This window comes from Afipia massiliensis (assembly GCF_001006325.2).
GTDB lineage: Bacteria > Pseudomonadota > Alphaproteobacteria > Rhizobiales > Xanthobacteraceae > Afipia > Afipia massiliensis_A.
This window is the reverse complement of record NZ_LBIA02000001.1, coordinates 3,482,809-3,506,965: the sequence shown is the minus strand read 5'-3', so window position 1 is coordinate 3,506,965 and position 24,157 is coordinate 3,482,809. Positions and strand designations below refer to the sequence as shown.

The following is a 24,157-nucleotide window of genomic DNA, read 5'->3' as shown; positions in this document are numbered from 1 at the left end:
AGCCGTGCTCGGGTGCTGCGATGCTTTACGTCATCTCGATTCTTGCCGGTGTGCTGGGAGCCCTCGGAAGCTGGGCCGCTGCCGCGATGATCGCGGCTTCGCTGGGCTCCGGTTCGGACAACCTGGCTGCGTTCATTGTCATCGGCCCGCTGGCGGGCGTGGCGGGATTTATCACGGCGGTTGCCCTCACGCTCACCCTCAAGGGCGATGACCGGACATTCCGCGGCGTCGCCGTCCGCAGCCTCGGTGTCGTGCTCATGGTCGGCGCGCTGGCCGCCGGCGGCTACGGCCTGCGCACCGCCGCGCTCAAGCACCTCGGACTCATGGCCAAGGCGCCCGCCGTGGAGTTTGAAATCCGCCTGCCGCGCACGGCAACAAGCGCCGACCTGAAGCGCGAAGCACAGGTCGAATTGCTCACCGACCAGAACCAGACGCTCGCGCGGATCGATGACAGCCTGCGCGCGACGGAAGACGGGCGCGCCGTGTTGCGCGGCTCCGTTCCGCTGAAATTCCGCACCTCGGACAGGATGGTCGTGCTCAGCCTGCCCGGTCAGGCGCAGCGCGCTTTCAAATTGCGGCTGCCGCCGAACCCGAGTCCGTCCGATGAGTTCGGCCCGTGGCACCTGGTCGATCGCATCGCATCCACCGACACCGCGCGCAGCGTGCCCGACGACAGCTTCGCTATCCGTTACCGCGTGCTGTGAGGCACCGGTTCAGAGAATTTGCATGACCTGAAAATTATTCACGACCCTTCATTTGAATCACCTAACAATTTTCCTTTTATTCGCCGTTTGGCGGCAGAACCCGAAAAAGATAGACGACTGTTTTAAACGCGATCGCTGGTGCAGCGAGCCATCTCATTGACATGCGCGCTGTGTAGATTGCTCCGCAAAGGAGCATGCCCATGTCCCGCTTCCGCCTGACGCAGATCACCGACACGCATCTCGGCGCCCGGTTTCCCGAGTTCGTCGAGAACTTCCATCGGGTCAGCCAGCATATCGATGACAACCGGCCCGACCTCGTCATCAACAGCGGCGATGTCGCTTTCGACGGCCCGGATCATCCGGACGATCTCGATTTCGCAAAGGCCCTGCACGACGCGTTGCCTGTCGATTGCCGCTATATTCCCGGCAATCACGACATCGGCGACAACCCGACCTTGACCGGCGTGCAGCCTGCGCAACCCGTATCCGAGGCGAACCGGCAGAATTTCATCGCGGTGTTCGGCGAAGACCGCTGGCAGTTCGATGCCGCGGGCTGGTGCGTCATTGGATTGAACTCGCTGGTGATGAACACCGCGCTCGCCTGCGAGGCAGAGCAGCGCGAATGGCTGGCCGAACAACTGTCCGCCGCACAAGGCAAGCCGGTGGCGCTGTTCATCCACAAGCCGCTCTACAAGGACGCGCCTGACGACGCGGAGACCGCAGCAACATCATTCCGCTACGTGCCGATGCCCGCGCGCAGCGATCTGCTCAACATGCTCGACGGCATGAATTTACGGCTGGTCGCCTGCGGCCACGTGCACCAGCGCCGGGACACGACGTTCCGGAACGTGCGCCACATCTGGGCGCCGTCGTCGTCCTTCGTGATCCGCTCCAACGCGAAACAGGAACTGATCGGCGTGAAGGAAGTCGGGCTGGTGGAATATGTCTTCCAGCCCGACGGATTCGAAGTCCGCCACGTTCGCGCGGCGGGGCAGATCAATATCGATCTGTTTTCGGTTCTGGAGCCGTCAACGGCGGTGTGATTCTGAACGCCTGAATTGAAATACCGTATCCGATGCATATGCGATGGAACTCCCTCTCCCGTGGGGAGAGGGTTGGGGTGAGGGGTTAGGATTCATCGGTGGAGTGAACGCCCTCACCCGCCCCGCTTCGCGGGTCGACCTCTCCCCACGGGAGAGGTGAATTACCGTTCAGCCGCGTTAAGCCTTGTCCGGCGCGACGCGCACGAGCTGCTTGCCGAAGTTCGCGCCCTTGAGCAGGCCCATGAACGCGTTCGGCGCGCTCTCGATGCCTTCGGTGACGAACTCGCGATGCTTGAGCTTGCCCTCGCGCAGCCACTGCGGCATCTCGCGGATGAAGTCCGGATACATCGATGCGAAATCCCGAACGATGAAGCCGCGGAAGTTCAGCCGCTTGACGAGAATGGCGCGCATGATCGAATTGGCCCATTTCGGCGCCGGCGTGTCCTTGCCGAAGATCGTGCTGTAATCAGCGATCAGGCCGCACACCGGGATGCGCGCGAAGTCGTTGAGACGCGGAAACACCGCTTCGAACACCTTGCCGCCGACGTTTTCGAAATAGACGTCGATGCCCTTCGGGCAGGCTTCCTTCAGCTTCGCGGCGAGATCGGGATCGCGATGGTCGAGACACTCGTCAAAGCCGAGTTCGTTCTTGACGTAGTCGCATTTCTCCTTGCCGCCCGCGATGCCCACGGCGCGCGCGCCCTTGATCTTCGCGATCTGCCCGACCGCCGAACCCACCGCGCCGGACGCCGCCGCCACCACGACGGTCTCGCCGGGCTTCGGCTTGCCGATTTCAAGCAGGCCCGTATAGGCCGTCATGCCCGGCATGCCGAGCACACCGACCGCCGTCGAGATCGGCGCGACGCCCGGATCGATCTTGCGCAATCCCTTGCCGTCAGAGAGTGCATACTGCTGCCATCCGGCATGCGCGAGAACGATGTCGCCCTTCGCAAAGCCCGGGTTGTTCGAGGCCATCACCTCGCACACCGTGCCGCCTTCCATCACGCCGCCGATCGGGACCGGTGCGGAGTAAGACGGACCATCGTCCATGCGCCCGCGCATGTAGGGATCGAGCGACAGCCAGATCGTGCGCAGCAGGAGCTGCCCCTCACCCGGCGTCGGCACGGCGTAATCTTCAAGGCGAAAATCGCTGGGCTTCGGCTCGCCGACGGGACGAGAAGCGAGAACAATACGCTTGGCTGACTGAGACATGATGTTTCCTCGGTTTCTATGAACGTGAGCGTTATTTAGCCGAGAGAACCGCGCATTGCCACGCGCGCGTGGAGCGGCATGGCATCCATGCCTCACGTCGTTTAAAACAGAATGAGTTGAGCGTGGTCGTGGCTGTCGAGGGACAATGCCCAGCACTTACCAACCCGCATTTTGTCATCACCGGGCTTGTCCCGGTGATCCCGATTCGTATGGCACAGAGGCCTAATGATCGAGATGGCCGGGACAAGCCCGGCCATGACAAAAATAAGTGAAAGTGTCAGGCGGTCAGCTTCGCCAGCGCCCTGTCGAACGCTGCGGCTGCACTCGGCAGATCCTTGAACGCGAGGCCGCTGTCCGCAGGTTGCTTCTGCTTCTCCGTCGCCGAGGGGCGAATGTCAGCCACCGGCTTTCCGTCCTCGAGAAACGCTTTCGGCGCGATCACATGAAATTCGTGATCTTCCGCCGGTGCATCCTTCGGCAGAAAGACTCCGAGGTAGGCCGTGCTGTCGCCGCGGCGATAGGAAATGTAGCGCTCGATGGCGACCGAGCCATCGCGCTGCATGCCGCCGAGCTTGGCGTAGCCTTTCGAATCCAGCAGCCGGTGCGCCTTGAAGCCTTTCACGCCTTCGGACTTCGCTTTCGCGGTTTCCTCGGAGAGATCGTACTTGCCCGCAACCTCCTTGCCGATCTCGGCAAGTTGTGCGGACACATCATGCTCGAACTCTTTCAGTTCGGAGCGCGGCTTCGATGCCTTGCGCGGCTTGGCGGCGTTGCGCTTCTCAAGCTCGGTCTGACATTTTGCCACGATATCGGCGACCGATTTGCGCTCCGCATTGGTCAGCAGGTTCTTCAGATCCTGATCCGAGAGCGCTGTGATCCTGTCGTCTGTCCAGTCAACCATGATGTTCTTCTTTTCTGAGATGTTGCGAACATTGCGTCCGGATTCGCTGCCGGGTCAATGAGCTTGAAATGCGTTTGAACTCGCGCGAAACGCGCGCGAGCCGTATTGCGCGAGGTACTAAAAATACCGCGCAATCGTAGCCTGTTTTGACAGGCCGTTGGGGCCGAAATTGGACGAGCTTACTAGCCCCCGCCCGGATAATTCGGGCTTTCGCGGGTAATGGTGACATCGTGGACGTGGCTTTCGCGCAGGCCCGCGCCGGTGATCCGCACGAATTCCGCCTTGGCGTGGAAGTCCTCGAGGTTTTTCGCGCCGACATAGCCCATCGCCGCGCGGAGACCACCGGCCAACTGATGCAGCACGTTGGCGACCGGTCCCTTGTAAGGCACCTGCCCTTCGATGCCTTCCGGGACGAGCTTGAGCGTGTCCTTGATGTCCTGCTGGAAGTAGCGATCGGCGGAGCCGCGCGCCATCGCGCCGACGGAGCCCATGCCGCGATAGGCCTTGTAGGACCGGCCCTGCCACAGGAACACTTCGCCCGGCGTCTCATCGGTGCCCGCCAGCAGCGAGCCGACCATCGCGACATCCGCGCCGGCCGCGAGCGCCTTGGCAAGATCGCCGGAAAACTTGATGCCGCCGTCGGCGATCACCGGAATGTTCGCCTTCTTCGCAGCTTCGACCGAATCCATGATCGCGGTGAGCTGCGGCACCCCGACGCCGGCGACGATGCGCGTGGTGCAGATTGAACCCGGACCGATGCCGACCTTGATGGCGTCCGCACCGCTATCGATCAGCGCCTGCGTGGCTTCGGTGGTCGCGACGTTACCGGCGATCACCTGCACGGCGTTCGAAAGACGCTTGATGCGGTTGACCGCTTCAAGCACGCGCATGGAATGACCATGCGCGGTATCGACGACAATGACGTCGGCTCCCGCCTCGATCAACCGCTCGGTACGCGCAAAGCCGGCGTCTCCAACCGTGGTGGCGGCAGCAACGCGCAGACGTCCCTGCGCATCCTTCGAGGCCAACGGATAGGCCACCGCCTTTTCCATGTCTTTCACTGTAATGAGGCCGACGCAGCGATATTGCTCATCGACGACGAGCAGCTTTTCGATGCGGTTCTGATGCAGCAGCCGCTTGGCTTCGATCTGGCTAACGCCCTCCCTCACCGTGATGAGGTTTTCATGCGTCATCAGTTCGGAGACTTTCTGCTCCGGATCGGTGGCGAAGCGCACGTCGCGATTGGTGAGAATGCCCACCAGCTTGCCGGGTTTGCCGGGGCCAGCACCGGTCACCACCGGAACGCCGGAGATACCGTGATCCTTCATCAGCGTCAGCGCATCGACCAGCTTGGCGTCGGGACCGATGGTCAGCGGATTCACCACCATGCCGGATTCGAATTTCTTGACCAGGCGCACCTGCGCGGCCTGACCGTCACCTTCGAAATTCCGATGAATCACGCCGATGCCGCCGGCCTGCGCCATCGCAATCGCCATGCTGGCTTCGGTGACGGTATCCATCGCCGAGGCAATGATCGGAATGTTGAGCGGGATCGTGCGCGTCAGATAGGTGCGGACGTCGGCATCGGACGGCAGGATGTCGGACAGACCGGGTTTCAGCAACACATCGTCAAATGTGAAAGCTTCGCGAATACCCTGACCCAACTGCTTTGCCATTGCCAACTCCGTTCGGCAGCCCGTGGCTGCGGTAAAAAACCTCAGGATGTGCAAAATCGAGCGATCGCGGGTACGTCGCTCGAATCGAAGCCCATCAATGGGGTTGGCGGTGGTCGATAGCATGAAGGGATGACGTTTCAAAGCATTTCGCTCTGAAATCAGCGGTTTTTACGCATGGGACACCTGCGAAAGCCCATCTAACAGCGGTCTTTTCCACACAGGGGCGCTTCACGACGAGTTTATTGACCCTGCCCCGCAAGACTGGCCTATCTGGGGTGGTTCGCCCCTTGTCGCCGCCATGTCGGCAGATCCTTCCACAAAGCCGAGCCGATGCAGAAGGAACGCCTGATACCGCTGATCGTCGCCTGTGCGCTTTTCATGGAAAACATGGATTCCACGGTGATTGCGACGTCGCTGCCCGCCATCGCCGCGGACATCGGCACCAGTCCCCTGACGCTGAAGCTCGCGATCACATCCTATCTTCTGTCGCTTGCGGTGTTCATTCCGGCGAGCGGCTGGACCGCCGACCGCTTCGGCGCGCGCGCGGTGTTCAGCGTCGCCATCGCCGTGTTCATGGTCGGCTCCATCGGCTGCGCCATGTCCACGTCGATCACCCATTTCGTGATCGCACGCATCATCCAGGGCATCGGCGGCGCCATGATGACGCCGGTCGGGCGGCTCGTGCTGCTGCGTTCCATCGACAAGAGCGCGCTGGTCAACGCGATGGCGTGGGTCACCATCCCCGCGCTGATCGGTCCGGTGATCGGGCCGCCGCTCGGCGGTTTCATCACCACCTACTTCTCGTGGCACTGGATCTTCCTGATCAACATTCCGATCGGGCTGCTCGGCATCTGGCTCGCGCTGAAATACATCGATCCGATCAAGAGCGAGAATCCCGAGCGCTTCGATGGTGTCGGACTGGTGCTCGCAGGACTGGGCGTCGCCGGTCTCGCCTTCGGCCTGTCGGTCGCAGGTCTTGGCCTGTTGTCGTGGGGAGTCGTGACAGCGCTGATTGTCGGCGGCGGCATCGCGATGGGTTTCTATCTCTGGCATGCGAAGCGCACCGCGTCGCCGGTGCTGGATTTTACGCTGATCAAGCATCCGACATTGCGCGCCAGCCTCACCGGCGGCTTCATGTATCGCCTCGGCATCGGCGCGCTGCCGTTCCTGTTGCCGCTGCTGATGCAGGTCGGCTTCGGCCTCTCGCCGTTCCAGTCGGGGATGGTGACGTTTGCCTCGGCCGTCGGCGCGCTCGGCATGAAGGCGCTGGCGGCACGGATCATCCGCACCTTCGGCTTCCGCAACATCATGGTCATCAACGCCGTGGTGAGTTCGTTCTTTCTCGCCGCCTGCGCGCTGTTCACGCCTGCGACGCCACTGCTGCTCATCATGATCATCCTGGTTGTCGGCGGCTTCTTCCGCTCGCTGCAGTTCACGGCAATCAACACCATGGCCTATGCGGAAGTCTCGCCCGACGAAATGAGCCGCGCCACCACCCTTGTGAGCGTCAACCAGCAGCTCGCGATTTCGGCGGGCGTCGCGGTCGGCGCGTTCGCGGTCGAGGCGACGATGGCCGCGAACCATTCCGTGGAACTCAGCGCGAACGACTTCTGGCCGGCGTTCCTGATCGTCGCTGTGCTGTCGGCGCTGTCGGCTTACTCGTTCTGGAAATTACCGGAGGATGCCGGCCACGAAATCTCGGGGCATCGGGTGCCGGAGGTCGAGACCCCGCAAGCCGCCGAAGCCGCCGCAGCGGAATCAACCCACGACGCCCGCGACCAGAAACTGGGGTAGACGAGCTTATTGCGGTGTATTTGAACCCCGAAATCCCAGCGCCATCACGTAGCGCTCGGATGAATCCTGCCGGCTGGCGGCGGGTTTGACATGCTTCACCGTGGTGAAATCGCGTTTGAGCTGCGCCACCAAATCTGCCTCCGCACCGCTCTGAAAGACTTTCGCCAGAAACGTGCCGCCCGGATTGAGGATTTCGCAGGCGAACGCTGCCGCGCTTTCGACCAGACCGATGATGCGTAACTGGTCGGTCTTGCGATGACCCGTGGTGTTCGCCGCCATGTCCGACATCACGACGTCGGCGCCGCCGCCAATCATGGCGCGCAGCTTCTCGGGCGCGCGATCGTCAAGAAAATCCATCTGCGCGAAAAGCACACCGGGCAGTTCCGGCATTTCCAGCAGGTCGATGGCGACGACCTTGCCCCGGCCCTCCAGCGCGCCGACGCGCTTTGCCGCGATCTGGCTCCATCCGCCGGGTGCGGCGCCGAGATCGACCACGACCTGTCCCTGCTTGAGGAAGCGCTGCTTGTCGTCGATTTCGCGCAATTTGTAAGCCGCGCGCGAGCGAAAACCGTCACGCTTGGCCTGCATGACGTAAGGATCGTTGAGCTGACGTTCCAGCCAGAGTTTCGACGATAGCTTGCGCTTGCCGCCGGACTTCACCGTCACATGCAGTCGTCCGGTGGTGTCTTTCGCCATGGGAAGTGCTTTCCAGGGGCATGATCCCCGAAAAGTGGGAACCGGTTTCGGGAAGGATCGTGCCCGAAATGAATGCGCTTGCGCATCCCTTACGACGTTTTCGCCGCTGCGTCACGGAATCTAAAGGAACTCAGGACGCAGGGATTGCGCCGTCGGCCCGCATCATCTCGACCAGCATGCCTTCGCGCAGACCGCGGTCCGCGACCCGCAGGCGCGGCAGCGGAAACGCCTTGCGGATCGCATCGAGAATGGCGCATCCGGCCAGCACGAGATCGGCCCGCTCGGTGCCGATGCAGGCATTTCGCGCGCGGTCCTGATAGCTCATGTCGAGCAGCCGCTTGATGGCGCGGTCCATGTCGGCGTCGTTCATCCACAAACCGTCCACCCGTCGCCGGTCATAGTGCGACAGACCAAGGTGGATGCCCGCGACCGTCGTGACGGTCCCGGATGTTCCGAGCAGATGCATGCCGGACAGATCGTGGCCGTGCTGTGCGGCGAACGGCGCGAGATGACGTGCAACCTCGCCGACCATCTCGCCGTACGACTCGCGGGTGACATGCATGCCGCCGAAGCGCTCCGCCAGCGTGACCACGCCGAGCGGCAGCGAGACCCATGGCCCCTTCACCGGCGCCGCGTGCGGGCTGCCGGCCGGACGCTCGATCCGCACCACTTCCGTCGAGCCGCCGCCAATGTCGAACAGGATCGCGCCCTTCGCGCGGGTATCGAGCAGCGGCGAGCAGCCGATCACCGCCAGCGTCGACTCGGTCTCGCGGTCGATGACTTCGAGGTTGATCCCGGTTTCGCGCGCGATCAGGTCGAGAAATGCGTCGGCATTGTCGGCGGCGCGGCACGCCTCGGTCGCGATGGTGCGCAACCGTTTCGCGCCCTTGGCGCGAATCTTGTCGCCGCACACGCCGAGCGCGCCCACCGCCCGCGAAATCGCAGCGTCGCTGATGCGGCCCGATGTCGAAATGCCCTCGCCGAGCCGGATGATGCGCGAAAACGAATCGATCACGCGGAATCCGTCGTTCGAGACGCGCGCGATCAGCAGCCGGCAATTGTTGGTTCCGAGATCGAGCGCGGCATAGGCGGCGCCATGAACGCGGGTCTCCCCGCGGCCGTGCGCCTCTTCAGCCATCGCTGCTGGCGGGCCGACAGACGGTCCGGAACCGTCGTGCAGCCGCACATCCTCAGTCATGCAATTCCATCCCTGCGGCGTCAGCCCCGCGCCGCGGCAACTCTGTTCAAACAAAGTCTAACAGCGTACGTAGGCGGCGCAACCGCAGCATACCCAATCGAACATTGCGGTTCTGTTTTTGCTGACCTACTTCAAGGACTGTCAGCGTCCCGAACGGCCTTTTCTGTCGCCAGACCGTCATTTTCAGCGGATTTCCCATGCTCGATCACCCATCCGGTATCTCGGCCGAGAATGATATCGCACTGCAAAAATTCGGCGTCGGGCAGCCTGTCCGGCGCAAGGAAGACGATACGCTGGTGCGAGGCAAGGGAACCTACACCGACGACATCAATCTGCCCGGCCAGGCTTACGCCTGGATCGTCCGCAGCAGCCACGCGCACGGCCTCATCAAGAACATCGATGTGGAAGCAGCGCGCACGATGCCCGGCGTGCTCGGTGTCTGGACCGGCAAGGATCTCGCGAGCGCCGGATACACGCCGTTCAGCGTCGGCCTGCCGCTGAAGAACCGCGACGGCTCGCCGCTGCTGCAAACCAATCGCCTGCCGCTGATGACCGACAAGGTGCGCTTCGTCGGCGATCCGGTTGCGTTCGTCGTGGCTGAGACTCTGGCGCAAGCCCGCGACGCTGGTGAAGCGGTCGTGGTCGACATCGAACCGCTGCCCTCGGTCACAAGCGCGGGGGACGCCGCGAAGCCCGGCGCGCCGCTGCTTTATGATCACATCCCCGGCAATGTCGTGCTCGATTATCATTCCGGCGACGATGTCGCGCTCGATGCCGCGTTCGCAAACGCCGCGCATGTCACACGTCTCGATATCGTCAACACCCGCCTCGCCGTGGTTGCGATGGAGCCGCGCGCGGGACTGGCGAGCTACGACAGGAAGACCCAGCGCTTCACCATCGAAGTCCCGACCCAGGGCGTCGCCGGTAACCGTCTGTCGCTGGCGAAAACGCTGAACGTGCCGAACGACAAGGTCCATCTGCGGACCCGCAATGTCGGCGGATCGTTCGGCATGAAGAACACCAACTATCCTGAATACATCTGCATCCTGCATGCCGCGCGCGAACTGGGACGCGCGGTGAAGTGGACCGACGAGCGCTCGACCAGCTTTCTCTCCGACAGTCACGGCCGCGCGCAGGACGTGCATTGCGAACTCGCGCTCGCTGCGGACGGCGCGTTTCTCGGCGTGCGCGTGCGTGGCTACGGCAATCTCGGCGCTTACATCACAGGCGTCGCGCCGCTGCCGCTGTCGCTCAACATCGCCAAGAACATCAACAGCGTCTATCGCACGCCGTTGATCGGCGTCGATATCAAGTGCGTGCTGACCAACACCACCTTGATGGGCGCCTATCGCGGCGCGGGCCGGCCTGAAGCCAACTATTTCATGGAGCGGCTGATCGATCGCGCCGCCGATGAAATGGGCCTCGATCGGCTGGCGCTGCGCAAGCGCAATTTCATCAAGGCGTCGCACATTCCCTTCGCTGCCGCGAACGGCCTGACCTATGACAGCGGCGATTTCCCCGGCGTGTTCAACAAGGCTTTGGAACAGGCTGACGTCGCGGGCTTCGCCAAGCGAAAGAAAGAGAGCCGCAAGCGCGGCAAGCTGCGCGGCATCGCGGTCGGCTCCTATCTCGAAATCACGGCGCCGCCCAGCGCCGAACTTGGCAAGATCGTGTTCGAAGCTGACGGATCGGTGCGGCTGATCACCGGCACGCTCGATTACGGCCAGGGCCATGCGACGCCCTACGCTCAGGTGCTGGCGACGCATCTTGGGATTCCGTTCGACGCGGTGAAGCTGACGCAGGGCGACAGCGACATCGTTCACACCGGCAACGGCACCGGCGGCTCGCGCTCGATCACCGCAAGCGGCACCGCCATCGTTGAAGCTTCAAAGCTGGTCATTGAAAAAGGCAAGCAGGCGGCGGCGTATGTGCTGGAGGCCTCAGAAGGCGACATCGAGTTCGCCAATGGACAATTCACCATCGCCGGCACCGACCGCGGTATCGGCATCATGGAATTGGCGGCAAAGCTTCGGGATTCGAAGATGCCCGATGGCGCGTCCTCCTCGCTCGATGTCGATCACACCACACAGGGCATTCCTTCCACATTCCCCAACGGTTGCCATGTCGCCGAGGTCGAGGTCGATCCGGACACCGGTGTCGTACGCATCGTCGGCTACAGCGGCGTCAACGATTTCGGCACCGTGGTCAATCCGATGATCGTCGCCGGGCAAATTCACGGCGGCGTCGCGCAGGGCATCGGACAGGCGCTGATGGAGTGCGTCACCTACGACGACAACGGCCAGCCGGTGACGGGCTCGTTCATGGACTACGCGCTGCCGCGCGCCGGCGATATTCCATCGATGACGCTGGACAGTCATCCCTCGCCGGCGACATCGAATCCGCTCGGCACCAAGGGCTGCGGCGAAGCCGGCTGCGCCGGAAGCCTCGCCACCATCGTCAATGCGGTGCTCGATGCGCTATCCGATGAAGGCGTGACGCAAATCGACATGCCGCTCACATCTGAAAAGGTCTGGCGCGCGATCCAGGACGGGCGCAAAACGAAGACGGCGTGAGTGGAGGCTCCGTAAATTTCGCGAGCCTTCGACAAACACACTGTCATGCCCGGACTTGTTCCGGGCATCCCGATTTTAGAGACACCCACCAGATTGATCGGGATCACCGGCACATAGGCGAGCGAAGCGACGCCGTCCTTCAGACGGCTATGGCCGGTGATGACAAACGCAATGAGCGAGACGACCCGCAACACGCACACACCCGTCGTCCCCGTCATTGCGAGCGAAGCGAAGCAATCCAGACTGCACAATTCTGTTATTGCTCGTCATTCCGGGATGCGCCTCTTGGCGCAGGCCCGGAATCCATGACTGGCTTGCAATCGCGGGTATGGATTCCGGGCTCGCGCGAAGGCGCGCGCCCCGGAATGACGGCGGATAATATCGAGCACACGTAAGCCGAAATATTTCGTGATGGGGATACGAATCCCCGCACTCTGAAGCTCTCCTATGTTCGGCACGTCCTGTTCGTGAGGGGCGCTTCTCGAGGGCGCTCATGAGGCGGAGCAGGATGCGGCGCCTGCACGCGTGTCTCGCACACATGTCGTCCGGGAGGCTGGGGTCACCGTCCGGGCCAACTACGTGGCTCTGCCGTTCGCGGCTGGACGTCGGTGAGGACGAAGGCGGCGAAAGCCGGCCGGATCAGGACGTGAAAGCGTCCGTCCTCACCCGGAAGTACGGTCCCCTCGCCCAAAATCGCCGGAATGGAGCGCCGCAAGGCGATGCGCTTCCTCATCGCAAGAGGAAGCGAGACACCACATTTGCGCCTCGCGGCGCTCCATGCCCCTCATTTCGGGGCACATTTAAAAGCTCACCTCGCGCGTTGCGCGAGAACGATGATGCGTGGCTGAACGGAAGTGGCTGTTTGAAAATCGAATCTGGAATGCGGAATGACGCACGGCGCTTCAATGCCCACGATCGTCATCACCGGGCTTGTGCCGGTGATCCACGTCTTGCTTGTAACTCGTGGCGAACTCCAAAGACGTGGATGGCCGGGTCAAGCCCGGCCATGACGAACTGTAAGTAAGGTGCTCGCTACACCACGATGTCGTCCCCGCGAAGGCGGGGACCCATAACCACCGAACGTCATGGTGATGGCCAGAAGATCGCTCCAGCATCTCTCACAAATCGAGAATTTAGGGAGTATGGGTCCCCGCCTTCGCGGGGACGACGCGGAGAGAGATGCGCGGGGACAACCGGAGAAAGTGTTCGCGGCAACGAGGAAGCAAATGCGTGTGTGAAAAGAAGCCGACCGCGCCTGCTACTCCCGCCGGAAGGCCTGCACCGGACTGAAGCCCGCATCCGCCGGAGGCACGGCGACAATTCCCGCCGCATTGAGCGCCGCAGCCGCCTTTACCGGATCGTTTGACCACGGCAGTTGCGTCTGAATCTGCCGCGTCACCGGCTCACCCAACACGCCGCCGAAATCCAGCGGCCAGAGTCCTGACGGCACGATCTGGAGCGACATCCCGCGCAGCCTGAACCCCTGCCCGAATGCCGCCGCCAGATTGGCAGGATCCACCGCGCGGGCGGACGCAGGGTTCGCGACATCCGCGAACGTCACCAGCGTCGGGATCAGTTCACCCGCGACGGGGACGCTGTCGATTTGCCGTTTCACATCGCGGAAATCGATCCGCCGTCCCGCCGCGGCGAACGCACGCATGGGCAGATAGCTCATGCCGTCGGTTTCTGCCGGATTTATCCCGTGGAGCAGCAGCATTGCGAGATTTCGCCCGTTGCCGAGATCCACAAACACCGCGTCGCCCTTGACGCGAGGCCCGGCCGGTCCGCTTCCCGAGCCGCCATAGGCGCGATTGGGATGCACCGAGAACACGCCGGATGCCGGCCGGACGCCGCCGGGCGTCTCGACCTCGACCGTGAGGCGGTACTTGTGGTCAGGCCGGTAAAGATAGATCCGCTCGCCGATCACCAGCGCCGCCAGCAGCACGGCGAGGCCGATCCATTTCCTGAACTTCATACGGCGAGACCTTTGATTCTGCGCAGTCCGGCTGCGCCGCGAGCAGGATTAAGCGCTGGCCGTGCGGCTGTCACGCCATCTTCTCTTGATCCGGCGCGGCCTTTCGGGAAAGACTGGCGCCGGAATAACGCAAGAGGACCGCACGTGTCAGCCCCTATCGAGACCAGAGCTCAGACCCGTGGCGACCTTGCATGGTCCATTGCGGTGGGAGGCATCGGCATCGTCGCCTTCGCGGCCTTCCTGCTGTTCACCTGGTACTACGCGGCGACGCTGTTTCTGGTGTTCGCGGGCATCCTGCTCGGCGTCGCCCTCACCGCCATGACGCATCTGCTGCAAAAGGTCATGGGCGGACCGCACGCGCTGCGCCTTGCACTGGTCTGCGTCGTGCTGGCGGGCCTCTTGTCCGGCGTCGTCTTTCTCGGCGGCTCGACCATCGCCCGGCAGGCAGCCGTCCTGAGCAACACCCTCAAATCGCAGCTCGCGACGGTCAAAAGCTTCCTTGAACAGCATGGCGTGGACACCAGCTATCTCGAGCTTGGCAGTCCCACCGCGACGGCCGCGGCGGTCGCCACCGCAGACACACCGGCAACCGCCGCCCCCACCCCTCCGCCGGGCCTGCCGAAAAACCTGCCGAGCGCAGGCGCCCTCGCCTCCGGCGGCGGCGCCATCGTCAGCCAGACGCTGAAGCTGCTGCTCGGCACGGTCAGCGCCGTCGGAAATTTTTTCATCGTGCTGTTCCTGGGGTTATCGTTCGCGGCCCAGCCGAGCGTCTATCGCAGGGGCTTGCTGGCGCTGTCGCCAAAGAGACATCGCGCCAATGTGACCGTCGTGGTCGACCGGATCAGCGACACGCTGGAGCGCTGGCTGATCGCGCAGATGATCACGATGGCCGCCGTGTTCCTCGTGACGTGGATCGGCCTGTCGATCATCGGCATCGACAGCGCCTTCATTCTCGGCATTCAGGCCGGACTGCTCGCGTTCATTCCGACCGTCGGCGCGCTGATCGGCGGGCTGATTATCGTGCTGGCAAGCCTCGCCTCGGGCTGGGTCGCAGCGTTCAGCGCCTTCGTGCTGTTTCTTGGGGTGCATGCGCTGGAGAGCTACATCCTGACGCCGATCATCCAGCGGCAGGCGCTCGACATCCCACCTGCGACGCTGTTTGCGTTCCAGATCCTGCTCGGCGTCGTGTTCGGGCTATGGGGACTGGCGCTGGCGCTGCCGCTGATGGCGATCGTAAAGGTCATCATCACGTATCTGCGCGAAGACGGCGACGAACGCGAACCCGAGTTCAAGATGGCTTGACGAATACTATCGTCATTGCGAGCGAAGCGAAGCAATCCAGAGCAACAAAGAAGACTGGATTGCTTCGTCGCTGACGCTCCTCGCAATGACGTTTAGCGTGACGAACGTTATTAGAAGCTCGTCACCGTGTTGGTGTGCTCGACGTCCGGCGGCGAAGCGAAATGCGGCCCGACCAGCGCGCGCCACTCCGTGAAGTTGGCCGACTCGCGGAAATCCAACGTGTGATTTTCGAGGGTTTCCCACTTGATGTGAAGCCGATAGCGCGAGGGCTTCTCGATCGACCGATGCAGTTCGAAGCTCTTCCAGCCCTTGCAGCGCTGGAAAATCGGCTGCGCCTTGGCGATGGCCGCCTCGAAATCCTTCTCGCTGCCCGGCTTGATTTCGATCTGTGCGATTTCGGTGATCATGGTCTTCCGCCCTTTCTGGTTACCCAGCGGCTCTAGCGCAAAATCACCGGCCGGAAAAGACAAAGGGCACCAACGGTGCCCTGTCGTGTCGATACCGCGAAGCTATCAGCCCTCAGAGAAACGTCACCAGCACGCCGAGCAGCACCAATGTACAACCGCCAAGCACCACCGGCTGCCAGTCGAATGATGACCCGTAGCGGCCCTCGGCGCGGCGCGCGGTGATCAGGGCGTTCTCGTATTCATCGGACGTCGAGAACATGCAGGCGAAGCCCGCGCGCGCGGACGCAGCGCTCGCCTCAAGTGCGGTGAGATCGGATTGGGAATCGTGGCTGCTTGCGATGGTCATGCCGCATGGTAAGGCGCGCATGGTAAACAGATGGTTAGCAACACATCTGACGTTAGATGCGAATTTCCATCGCGGGCTCTGCGTGGCCGACTTCGCCGTCGGCAGGCTGCCGAACGACGCTTGTCGCGAGATTCCGCCGGGCGTTCTCGAGCGACAGCGGCTGCTCCATCGCGGCTTCCACGCGATTGCGGCCGCCGCGCTTGGCCTGATAGAGCGCGGTATCGGCCGAGGCCATCAGCACTTCAAGTTCAGTGTTTGCGGGACCGCCAGCAACACCGATGCTCACTGTGGTTTCCAGCGGCGCATCGTCGATTGCCACACCTGAAGTCTCGAAGGCTTCGCGCACCCGCTCCGCCGCGAGCAGCGCTTCCTCGATCGAGCACGGCAGCAGCGCTGCGAATTCCTCGCCGCCGACCCGGCCGACGAGATCGGTGATACGCAATGATCCGACGACGACGTTGGCGAACACCTGCAGCACGTCATCGCCTGCGGCATGGCCGAAGCGGTCGTTGACCGACTTGAAGTGATCGATATCGAAGATCATCACCGTCACGGGACGTCCCGCCTTGGCCTCGCGCTCGATCATGCGCGATGTCGCTTCGCCAAAGCCGCGCCGGTTCAGCAGGCCCGTGAGCGGATCGACCGAGGCCGCGGTCTTGTGGGCGCTGACCGTGCGCTCAGAAACCAGCATGAAGATGATGAACACCGTTCCGACGGCATAGAGCACCAGTTCAGCAGCAAACGCCGCGACCCAGACCTGCCCCATGCTCGTTGCGCTGCCGGGCCGGAACATGTCGCCCAGAACGATCGGCAGCATCAGAACGACGCCGTGCATCACTGGAACGACGATCGCCGGCCAGCGTGCGCGCAGGCTCTTGCGCCGCTCGCGCCACAACTCGCCGGCCGTCAGCGCGGCATAGACGGCGACGATGCCGGCGCCGAGCATCATCCGGATTTCCGGATCGATTGGATCAAGCGCCACAACAGCCGCAATCCACAGCGCCGGTCCGGCGATTACGCCGATCCAACTGGCAGGACGGCCGTGAAAGGCCCGCGCCGCATCCCATACCAGGCCGCAGGCAATGAAGCCGACGGCGTTAACCGCGAGCGAAAGCTCCCAGCCAAGTTCAGCGCCGCCCACCGTCCACAGCGCCACCGATGCCGCACCGAGGATATAGGCCGCGCCCCACCAGCCGAGTGCGGCGATCTTCTCCTGACGCCAGAAGAACAGCAGCATCACGCCAAGCGACGCCGCCGCCAGCGTAGCCACGAGATAGAGCGTCGAAATGTCCAAAGACAAATGTGTGCCAGCTGGCATTTTCTATGCAGCGCTAAAATAAGACGGAGCCGGAATAGCCCCCTCAGCCATTGTGGAGGCTAGCAACGGTGTCTTGGCACTCCGTTTGCGGCGGTCACAAAATTTTCGGGAAAAATCGCTGCAATTCGGTTGTATCTGGAACAGCAAAAAGGGCGCCCGAAGGCGCCCTTTTTGTCCCGCGATTGCGGAAAATTTGAACGAAACGATTAGCGCTTCGAGAACTGGAAGGACCGGCGGGCCTTTGCCTTGCCGTACTTCTTACGTTCGACGACGCGCGAGTCGCGGGTCAGGAAGCCGCCCTTCTTGAGGACGCCGCGCAGATCCGGCTCGAAGTTGGTCAGAGCCTTGGAGATACCGTGACGCACGGCACCAGCCTGACCCGACAGACCGCCACCAGCGACGGTGCAGATCACGTCGTATTGGTCCTGACGGGCAGCGGCGACGATCGGCTGCTGAATCATCATGCGCAGCACCGGACGAGCGAAGTAAACCTCGACCTCGCGAGTGTTGACGACGATCTTGCCGGAGCCTGGCTTGATCCAGACGCGTGCAACGGCGTCCTTGCGCTTGCCGGTGGCATAGGCGCGGCCCTGCTTGTCGACCTTCTTTTCGTACTTCGGAGCATCTGGCGCCGCGGTCTTCAACGCGGACAGCTGATCGAGAGACTGCATGGTATCGGACATTATGCGGCCCTCATGTTCTTGCGATTCATCGATGCGATGTCCAACGTTTCCGGCTGCTGCGCCTCATGCGGATGTTCAGCACCGCCGTAAACGCGCAGGTTGCCCATCTGCACGCGACCAAGTGGGCCGCGCGGGATCATGCGCTCAATGGCCTTCTCGACGACACGCTCAGGGAAGCGACCTTCGAGGATCGACTTTGCGGTGCGCTCCTTGATGCCGCCGATGAACCCGGTGTGGTTGTAGTAAACCTTGTTCTCACGCTTGCGTCCGGTGAGGACGACGTGAGCCGCGTTGATGATGATGACGTTGTCACCGCAATCGACGTGGGGGGTGTAGGTCGGGAGGTGCTTGCCGCGCAAACGCATGGCAACCAACGTCGCGAGGCGACCAACGACCAAACCCTTGGCGTCGATCAGCACCCACTTCTTGGTGACCTCGGCTGGTTTTGCCGAAAACGTCTTCATGTGAGGGATCCGTGAAATTGTACGTTCGGCGCAATCGCCAAACTGGCGCGTTTCTAGATAACCCGCCCGCGCGCGTCAATGTCATTTAGTGGAAAATTATGCAGTAAAAACATTGGCTTATAAATATGGTGCAATAATACCATTAAAATCACTAAGTATTCGGAATGGAATATGTAGAGGTCACATGTGCGATCGGATCGGGCGAAGTCCCTGATAACAGGCTCACTTCCCCGACAGCGAGGCGCTTGCCGAGCTTCATCAGCTTGGCGGCCGCCAGCACGTCCTGACCGGGCTGCCCCTTGCGCAGGAAATTGATGTTGAGGCTGGTGGTCACCGCGAGCCCAACAGGGCCAATCGCCGAGAGCAGTACGACGTACATTGCGAAGTCAGCCAGCGCCATCAGCGTAGGACCAGAGACCGTGCCGCCCGGACGAAGCATCCGCTCGCTGTAGGGCTGCCGCAGCAGGCAGGTCGCGCCGTCAGCGCTCTCGATCAGGATTTCGCCACTGGCGAAAGCCTGCGGAAACTCCTTGTGGAGAAACGCTTCGAGTTCTGCCACGGTCATCTTCGGCTTGTTCATGGAACGTATGTCCTGCACTGCTCTCGTATGTGACGGTTTTGTATCTTAGGGTGAGCACGATAGCGAGCCTGACGGAACCTAAAAAGCGAACCTGGAATCTGAGTCTAAAGACCATGACAGCGCAAACATCACGTGCTCAATCGCAGCCACCCTCGCCGCTTGTGCGCGAGACCATCGGCAGCATTGCCGTGCTCACGCTCGATTCACCCAAAACGCGCAACGCATTGTCAGAAGCGATGATCGCGGCGCTCCACGAAGCCATCGATGCCACTCGCGACGACAAAAGCATTCGCGCGGTCGTCATCGCCGCAAAGGGGCCGGCCTATTCGTCCGGTCACGACCTCAAGGAACTCACGGCTCGCCGCAGCGACGCGGACAAAGGCAGAGCGTATTTTTCGCACATGATGAAATCATGCAGCGACATGATGCAGGCCATCGTTCGCTTGCCCAAGCCTGTAGTTGCCGCTGTACAAGGCGTCGCGACAGCGGCGGGCTGCCAACTGGTGGCGACCTGCGATCTGGCAGTTGCATCCGAGCAGGCCACGTTTGGTACGCCCGGCATCGATATCGGCCTGTTCTGTTCGACGCCGATGGTTGCCTTGTCACGCAATGTGCCACGCAAGCACGCCATGCACATGCTCCTTACCGGTGAGCATGTCTCCGCACAGCGCGCGCTCGAACTTGGACTGGTCAACAGCGTGGTGCCGGCGGGCTCCGAGCGCGATGCCGCAATCGATCTGGCCAACAGGATCGCGGTGAAATCGGCCTACACACTGAAGGTCGGCAAGGAAGCGTTCTACCGGCAGGCTGACATGAACCTTGCGGACGCCTATACCTACGCCTCACAGGTAATGGCCGAGAACATGATGGCGCGCGATGCACAGGAAGGCATCGGTGCTTTCATCGAAAAACGCGATCCGAAGTGGGAAGACCGGTAGATTTTGCGCTCGTCATTGCGAGGAGCAAAGCGACGAAGCAATCCAGTTCTTTCTTGTTGCTCTGGATTGCTTCGCTTGCGCTCGCAATGACGATGAACATTTGATGGATGTAAAGTGAACCACGACGCTTACGACGACAATTACATTCGCTCGATCCTGACCAGCGCGAAGTCGATCGCCATGGTCGGCGCTTCGCCGGTCAATGTGCGGCCGAGCTATTTTGCCTTCAAGTATCTGGTCGAACGCGGTTACGATATGATCCCGATCAATCCGGGTCAGGTCGGCAAGAGCCTTGTCGGGAAACCGTTCGTCGGATCGCTGAAGGACATCGGCCGCCCCGTCGACATGGTCGATGTATTCCGCAATTCGGATGCCGCCGCGGCAGTCGTCGATGAGGCCCTGGCGTTGCCGGTGTTGCCGAAGGTGATCTGGATGCAGCTCGGCGTTCGCAACGACGTCGCAGCGGCGAAGGCGGAGGCCGCAGGTGTCAAGGTGGTGATGAACCGCTGCCCGAAAATCGAGTACGCGCGCCTCACATCGGAAATCCAGTGGCTGGGCGTCAACTCGCGCACCATCAGTTCCAAGCGCGCTCCGATTCCCACCAGCAACATGCGGCTGTCACTCAACCGCAGCAGCGTGAGCGGCGGAGCGACAACAGCGGCCGACCGCGCCGCCAAGGACAAGAACGACCTGCCCTAAATCCGGCGCGGCGCAGCACGTTCATTTCAGGGTAACTGCGAAAGCTTCAGGTTCATTGTCAGTTGAGGCCGATCGCCGCTGACGGCTTGACGGCGGACGCGTCCACCCGCAGCATATTTATCTCAACGCCCATTCGCGGCGCTCAGAAGGACACCTCATGACGGAAAGATTGCCGGGCTTCTCCACGCTCTCCATTCACGCTGGCGCGCAGCCGGACCCCACCACTGGCGCGCGGGCAACGCCCATCTACCAGACCACATCTTTTGTGTTCAACGACGCCGACCACGCAGCATCGCTGTTCGGGTTGCAGTCGTTTGGCAACATCTACACCCGCATCGGCAACCCGACCAATGCCGTCCTCGAAGAGCGCGTCGCCGCGCTTGAAGGCGGCACGGCTGCGGTTGCGGTCGCGTCGGGGCATGCGGCGCAGGTGGTCGTATTCCAGACCTTGCTGCAGCCAGGCGACGAATTCATTGCGGCCCGCAGGCTTTATGGCGGTTCGATCAACCAGTTCAGCCACGCCTTCAAGAGCTTCGGCTGGAACGTGGTCTGGGCCGATACCGACGATGTTTCAACTTTCGAGAAGGCGCTGACGCCCAAGACGAAAGCGATTTTCATCGAGTCCATCGCCAATCCCGGCGGCACAGTGACTGATATCGAGGCCATCGCGGCCATCGCACGCAAGGCCGGCGTGCCGCTGATCGTCGACAACACACTCGCCTCTCCCTACCTCATCAAGCCGATTGATCATGGCGCCGACATCGTCGTTCACTCGCTGACGAAGTTCCTTGGCGGCCACGGCAACTCCATCGGCGGCATCATTGTCGATGCGGGCACGTTCGACTGGTCACGTGACGGCCGCTATCCGGCCCTCAGCGAGCCGCGTCCCGAATATCACGGCATCAAGCTGCAGGAGACGTTCGGCAACTTCGCCTTCGCGATCGCCGCGCGCGTTCTCGGCCTGCGTGATCTCGGTCCCGCGCTGTCGCCCTTCAACGCCTTCCTGATCCTCACCGGCATCGAAACGCTGGGTCTTCGCGTGCAAAGGCACTCCGACAATGCCAAAGCGGTCGCGGAGTGGCTGTCCACACATCCTGCCGTGGCGTGGGTGAATTACGCAGGACTGCCCGGCGACCGCTATCACAACCTCGCCCGCAAATATTCGCCGAAGGGCGCGGGCGCGGTGTTCACGTTCGGCCTGAAAGGCGGGTACGACGCGGGGATCAGCCTCGTTTCGAACGTAAAACTGTTCTCGCATCTGGCCAATGTCGGCGACACACGCTCGCTGATCATCCACCCGGCCTCGACCACACACAGCCAGCTCAACGACGCGCAAAAGGCGCAGGCCGGCGCCGGTGTCGACGTGGTGCGTTTGTCGGTCGGCCTCGAAGACAAGGAAGATCTGATTGCGGATCTCGATCAGGCCCTGAAGGCTTAACCAGCCTCACGCAGGCCCATAATGCAAAACGCGGCGCCGGGCATGGCGCCGCGTTTTTCAATTGAAGAGAGCAAAAGGGATTTCTGAAAATCAGGTCTTCGCGGTGGCTTTAGCCTTGTCCTCGCGGGTCAGCCGAGCGTTACGCTGAACAATCGAGAATGTCGCCAGCGCGAAAAGAATAACGAGAAGCTGTATCGACACGGCTTCAAGAGTGGCATTGAGCCCGAGGGACTGGAGCCAGCCGAAATGTTTCAATTCGGTGACGGTCACAAGGCTCTGTTCCTGGAATTCCTGAATGGCCTCGCCAATGAACTTGATGCCCATCGCGAACAGAAACGCCGACGTCACGACAAACAACGGGCGAAGTGGAATCTTTCGCGCGATCAGGTTGATAAAGTAGAACAAAACCGCAAGGGCAACGGTTGCAACTCCCAGACCTGCGAACAATCCGGCGCTCCAGCCGCCTTCTGTCACCGCCAGCGCATTGATGAAAAGCACCGTCTCGGCGCCTTCGCGAAACACGGCAAAGAATGCGAGCGCGCCGACGGCCCACGCTGTGTCCTGAGAGAGCGCGTTGTCCGCCTTGGTGGCAAGGTAATCCTGCCAGCCGCGCGGGTCCTGCTTCACCATCAGCCAGCCGCTGACGTAGAGCATCAACGCCGCAGCAAAAAGGATCACGACTCCCTCGAGGATATCGTTGTGATCGCCGGAGTTGAGGACTGCGAACAGCCACGCGGCAATGAAGCTGGCGCCAACAGCCACGAGCGCACCGGTATAAAGCGCGGTTACGCGATGAGCGCCACCGACTTTTCTGAGATAACCCGCGAGCGCTGCGATCACGAGCATGGCCTCGAGTCCCTCACGCAGCAGAATGACGGCAGCCTGAACGAATGCGTTGGACATGAAAGACCTTCGACCCTTGTGGTGGCTCGTTCTATCGCGGTGAAAATTGAAGTTAAAGACCGCTTGAGCCGCACCAAATCGTGACCGGAGTCAGGAATCAGGGAAATGCCTCGTAATCCATGGTTTCTGGCATTTTCGCAATTTTAGAATAGTTCGATTCAGCCGCCGTCGCCGGTGACAAGGCGAAGCTTGGCAGGCGTCCTGTCCGGCAGCGCCCCGCCCAGCCGCTCGACGTGGAACAGCGCGAGCGTGAGAACCACGATCGCGACGGCCTGATGGGCCAATCCCAGATCGATCGGGACCTGATTGAGCAGCGTCAGGATGCCAACGACGGCCTGAAAAATCATCGTCGCCATAATCCAGAGCGCGCCCGAGATAACAGCGGGACTTGTCCGGGAACGGATCGCATCAATCGCGTGGGCGATTGCCAGAGCAACGAGCGCATAGGCGATCATGCGATGAGTGAATTGAACCGTCAGCGTATTATCGAAGAAATTCCGCCACCACGGCTGCTCGAAGAACAACCGCGCGGCCGAGGGGATAAACGCACCGTCGATCAGCGGCCATGTATTGAACACACGGCCTGCGCGCAGCCCGGCAACAAGCGCGCCGAAATAGAACTGCAGGAACAGCAGCGCCAGCAAGACCCTGCCAGTGACTTTCACCCGCATTGGCGCAACCGACGGCGGGCGAGCTTGCAACTGGCGCAACGTCCACACGATCGCGGAGAAGATAAAGAGAGCCAGCATGAAATGGATGGCAAGCCGATACTGCGACACGGAGACACGTCCGGAAAGACCCGACGTCACCATCCACCAGCCGACTGCACCCTGCGTGCCGCCAAGGACGAAGATGATCCACAATCTGCGCTTCAGTCCGGGTGACAAAAATCCGCGCCACAGAAACCAGAGAAACGGCAGCAGGAACACTGCGCCGATCAGCCGACCCAGCAGCCGATGGGCCCACTCCCACCAGAAGATGGTCTTGAACTCGGCAAGGCTCATTCCGCGATTCATTTCCCGATACTGCGGAATGGTCTTGTAGGCCTCGAACTGCCTGCTCCATTCGGCGTCCGTCAGCGGCGGAATGGTGCCGGTAACCGGCTTCCATTCGACGATCGACAGGCCGGACTCCGTCAGCCGTGTTGCGCCGCCGACCATCAGCGTGCAGACAACGAGAGCGGCGACAACGATCAGCCACGCGCGGACGCTCCGCATGCCTGCGGCCCTCTTCTCTGGGTCGATCGCGATAGTCGTCATGATCCGAAAATGCAGCCTTGAATGAATTCGCGCGGTCCTTATAGTCGC

21 protein-coding genes and 1 pseudogene are annotated in these 24,157 nt (G+C 61.9%); 8 read left to right on the top strand and 14 right to left on the bottom strand.

The window, feature by feature from the left end:
- Positions 1–20: 20 nt before the first annotated feature.
- Positions 21–704, top strand: coding sequence for a hypothetical protein (locus YH63_RS16940; RefSeq protein WP_052753894.1), 684 nt, complete (start codon positions 21–23; stop codon positions 702–704).
- Between the two features lie 200 nt (positions 705–904).
- Positions 905–1,747 carry a metallophosphoesterase family protein gene (locus YH63_RS16935; protein ID WP_046826592.1) on the top strand — a complete coding sequence of 281 codons (843 nt, stop codon included), beginning with the start codon at positions 905–907 and terminating at the stop codon, positions 1,745–1,747.
- 177 nt (positions 1,748–1,924) lie between these two features.
- Here the strand turns inward: YH63_RS16935 and YH63_RS16930 are convergent, their stop codons facing one another.
- From YH63_RS16930 to guaB, 3 genes are all read right to left on the bottom strand, one after another.
- Positions 1,925–2,959, bottom strand: coding sequence for an NADP-dependent oxidoreductase (locus YH63_RS16930; protein WP_046826593.1), 1,035 nt, complete (start codon positions 2,957–2,959; stop codon positions 1,925–1,927).
- 277 nt (positions 2,960–3,236) lie between these two features.
- Positions 3,237–3,860 carry a hypothetical protein gene (locus YH63_RS16925; protein ID WP_046826594.1) on the bottom strand — a complete coding sequence of 208 codons (624 nt, stop codon included), beginning with the start codon at positions 3,858–3,860 and terminating at the stop codon, positions 3,237–3,239.
- A gap of 182 nt (positions 3,861–4,042) precedes the next feature.
- Positions 4,043–5,536: an IMP dehydrogenase gene (guaB, locus tag YH63_RS16920; RefSeq protein WP_046826595.1), complete on the bottom strand. Its 1,494-nt coding sequence runs from the start codon at positions 5,534–5,536 to the stop codon at positions 4,043–4,045.
- A 330-nt stretch (positions 5,537–5,866) separates the two neighbouring features.
- Between guaB and YH63_RS16915 the strand changes: the two genes are divergently transcribed.
- Entirely contained in the window at positions 5,867–7,330 is a 1,464-nt protein-coding gene (locus YH63_RS16915; RefSeq protein ID WP_046826596.1) for a DHA2 family efflux MFS transporter permease subunit, read from the top strand.
- A gap of 6 nt (positions 7,331–7,336) precedes the next feature.
- Here the strand turns inward: YH63_RS16915 and YH63_RS16910 are convergent, their stop codons facing one another.
- Together YH63_RS16910 and YH63_RS16905 are read right to left on the bottom strand one after the other, a co-directional pair.
- Positions 7,337–8,026: an RlmE family RNA methyltransferase gene (locus YH63_RS16910; protein WP_046826597.1), complete on the bottom strand. Its 690-nt coding sequence runs from the start codon at positions 8,024–8,026 to the stop codon at positions 7,337–7,339.
- 130 nt (positions 8,027–8,156) lie between these two features.
- Positions 8,157–9,224, bottom strand: coding sequence for a Ppx/GppA phosphatase family protein (locus YH63_RS16905; protein ID WP_046826598.1), 1,068 nt, complete (start codon positions 9,222–9,224; stop codon positions 8,157–8,159).
- Positions 9,225–9,421: 197 nt separating this feature from the next.
- Here YH63_RS16905 and YH63_RS16900 point away from each other — a divergent pair, with 197 nt between their 5' ends.
- Positions 9,422–11,797 carry a xanthine dehydrogenase family protein molybdopterin-binding subunit gene (locus YH63_RS16900; protein ID WP_046826599.1) on the top strand — a complete coding sequence of 792 codons (2,376 nt, stop codon included), beginning with the start codon at positions 9,422–9,424 and terminating at the stop codon, positions 11,795–11,797.
- 1,258 nt (positions 11,798–13,055) lie between these two features.
- Here the strand turns inward: YH63_RS16900 and YH63_RS16890 are convergent.
- A complete protein-coding gene (locus YH63_RS16890; RefSeq protein ID WP_137325231.1) occupies positions 13,056–13,772 on the bottom strand; it encodes a hypothetical protein in 717 nt (238 codons plus the stop codon).
- Positions 13,773–13,916: 144 nt separating this feature from the next.
- Here YH63_RS16890 and YH63_RS16885 point away from each other — a divergent pair, with 144 nt between their 5' ends.
- Positions 13,917–15,074, top strand: a complete 1,158-nt coding sequence (locus tag YH63_RS16885; protein ID WP_046826601.1) for an AI-2E family transporter — start codon at positions 13,917–13,919, stop codon at positions 15,072–15,074.
- Positions 15,075–15,184: 110 nt separating this feature from the next.
- On the opposite strand, the gene YH63_RS16880 is transcribed toward YH63_RS16885, so the two are convergent.
- The 6 genes from YH63_RS16880 to YH63_RS16855 form a co-directional block, all read right to left on the bottom strand.
- On the bottom strand, positions 15,185–15,481 hold the full coding sequence (locus YH63_RS16880; RefSeq protein WP_046826602.1) for an antibiotic biosynthesis monooxygenase family protein: 297 nt from the start codon (positions 15,479–15,481) through the stop codon (positions 15,185–15,187).
- Positions 15,482–15,593: 112 nt separating this feature from the next.
- A complete protein-coding gene (locus YH63_RS16875; RefSeq protein WP_046826603.1) occupies positions 15,594–15,827 on the bottom strand; it encodes a hypothetical protein in 234 nt (77 codons plus the stop codon).
- Positions 15,828–15,879: 52 nt separating this feature from the next.
- Positions 15,880–17,145 carry a GGDEF domain-containing protein gene (locus YH63_RS16870; RefSeq protein ID WP_046826604.1) on the bottom strand — a complete coding sequence of 422 codons (1,266 nt, stop codon included), beginning with the start codon at positions 17,143–17,145 and terminating at the stop codon, positions 15,880–15,882.
- 206 nt (positions 17,146–17,351) lie between these two features.
- Entirely contained in the window at positions 17,352–17,828 is a 477-nt protein-coding gene (gene rpsI / locus YH63_RS16865) for a 30S ribosomal protein S9 (protein WP_046826605.1), read from the bottom strand.
- Positions 17,828–18,292 (bottom strand): 50S ribosomal protein L13, encoded by a 465-nt coding sequence (rplM, locus tag YH63_RS16860; RefSeq protein ID WP_046826606.1) that lies wholly within the window; start codon positions 18,290–18,292, stop codon positions 17,828–17,830. The genes rpsI and rplM overlap by 1 nt, the downstream gene beginning before the upstream one ends.
- Before the next feature lie 151 nt (positions 18,293–18,443).
- Positions 18,444–18,872, bottom strand: a complete 429-nt coding sequence (locus YH63_RS16855) for a PaaI family thioesterase (RefSeq protein ID WP_046826607.1) — start codon at positions 18,870–18,872, stop codon at positions 18,444–18,446.
- A gap of 113 nt (positions 18,873–18,985) precedes the next feature.
- On the opposite strand from YH63_RS16855, the gene YH63_RS16850 reads away from it, so the two are divergent.
- The 3 genes from YH63_RS16850 to YH63_RS16840 all read left to right on the top strand — a co-directional run bounded on the left by YH63_RS16850 (position 18,986) and on the right by YH63_RS16840 (position 21,947).
- Positions 18,986–19,810 (top strand): enoyl-CoA hydratase, encoded by an 825-nt coding sequence (locus tag YH63_RS16850; RefSeq protein ID WP_046826608.1) that lies wholly within the window; start codon positions 18,986–18,988, stop codon positions 19,808–19,810.
- Between the two features lie 114 nt (positions 19,811–19,924).
- A complete protein-coding gene (locus YH63_RS16845) occupies positions 19,925–20,509 on the top strand; it encodes a CoA-binding protein (protein WP_046826609.1) in 585 nt (194 codons plus the stop codon).
- A 157-nt stretch (positions 20,510–20,666) separates the two neighbouring features.
- Positions 20,667–21,947 carry an O-acetylhomoserine aminocarboxypropyltransferase gene (locus YH63_RS16840; RefSeq protein ID WP_046826610.1) on the top strand — a complete coding sequence of 427 codons (1,281 nt, stop codon included), beginning with the start codon at positions 20,667–20,669 and terminating at the stop codon, positions 21,945–21,947.
- Positions 21,948–22,037: 90 nt separating this feature from the next.
- On the opposite strand, the pseudogene YH63_RS16835 reads toward YH63_RS16840, so the two are convergent.
- Positions 22,038–22,856 (bottom strand): annotated as a pseudogene (locus tag YH63_RS16835) (FTR1 family iron permease); the annotation flags it as partial.
- Positions 22,857–23,008: 152 nt separating this feature from the next.
- Positions 23,009–24,109, bottom strand: a complete 1,101-nt coding sequence (locus tag YH63_RS16830) for a COX15/CtaA family protein (RefSeq protein ID WP_046826612.1) — start codon at positions 24,107–24,109, stop codon at positions 23,009–23,011.
- Positions 24,110–24,157 lie beyond the last annotated feature (48 nt).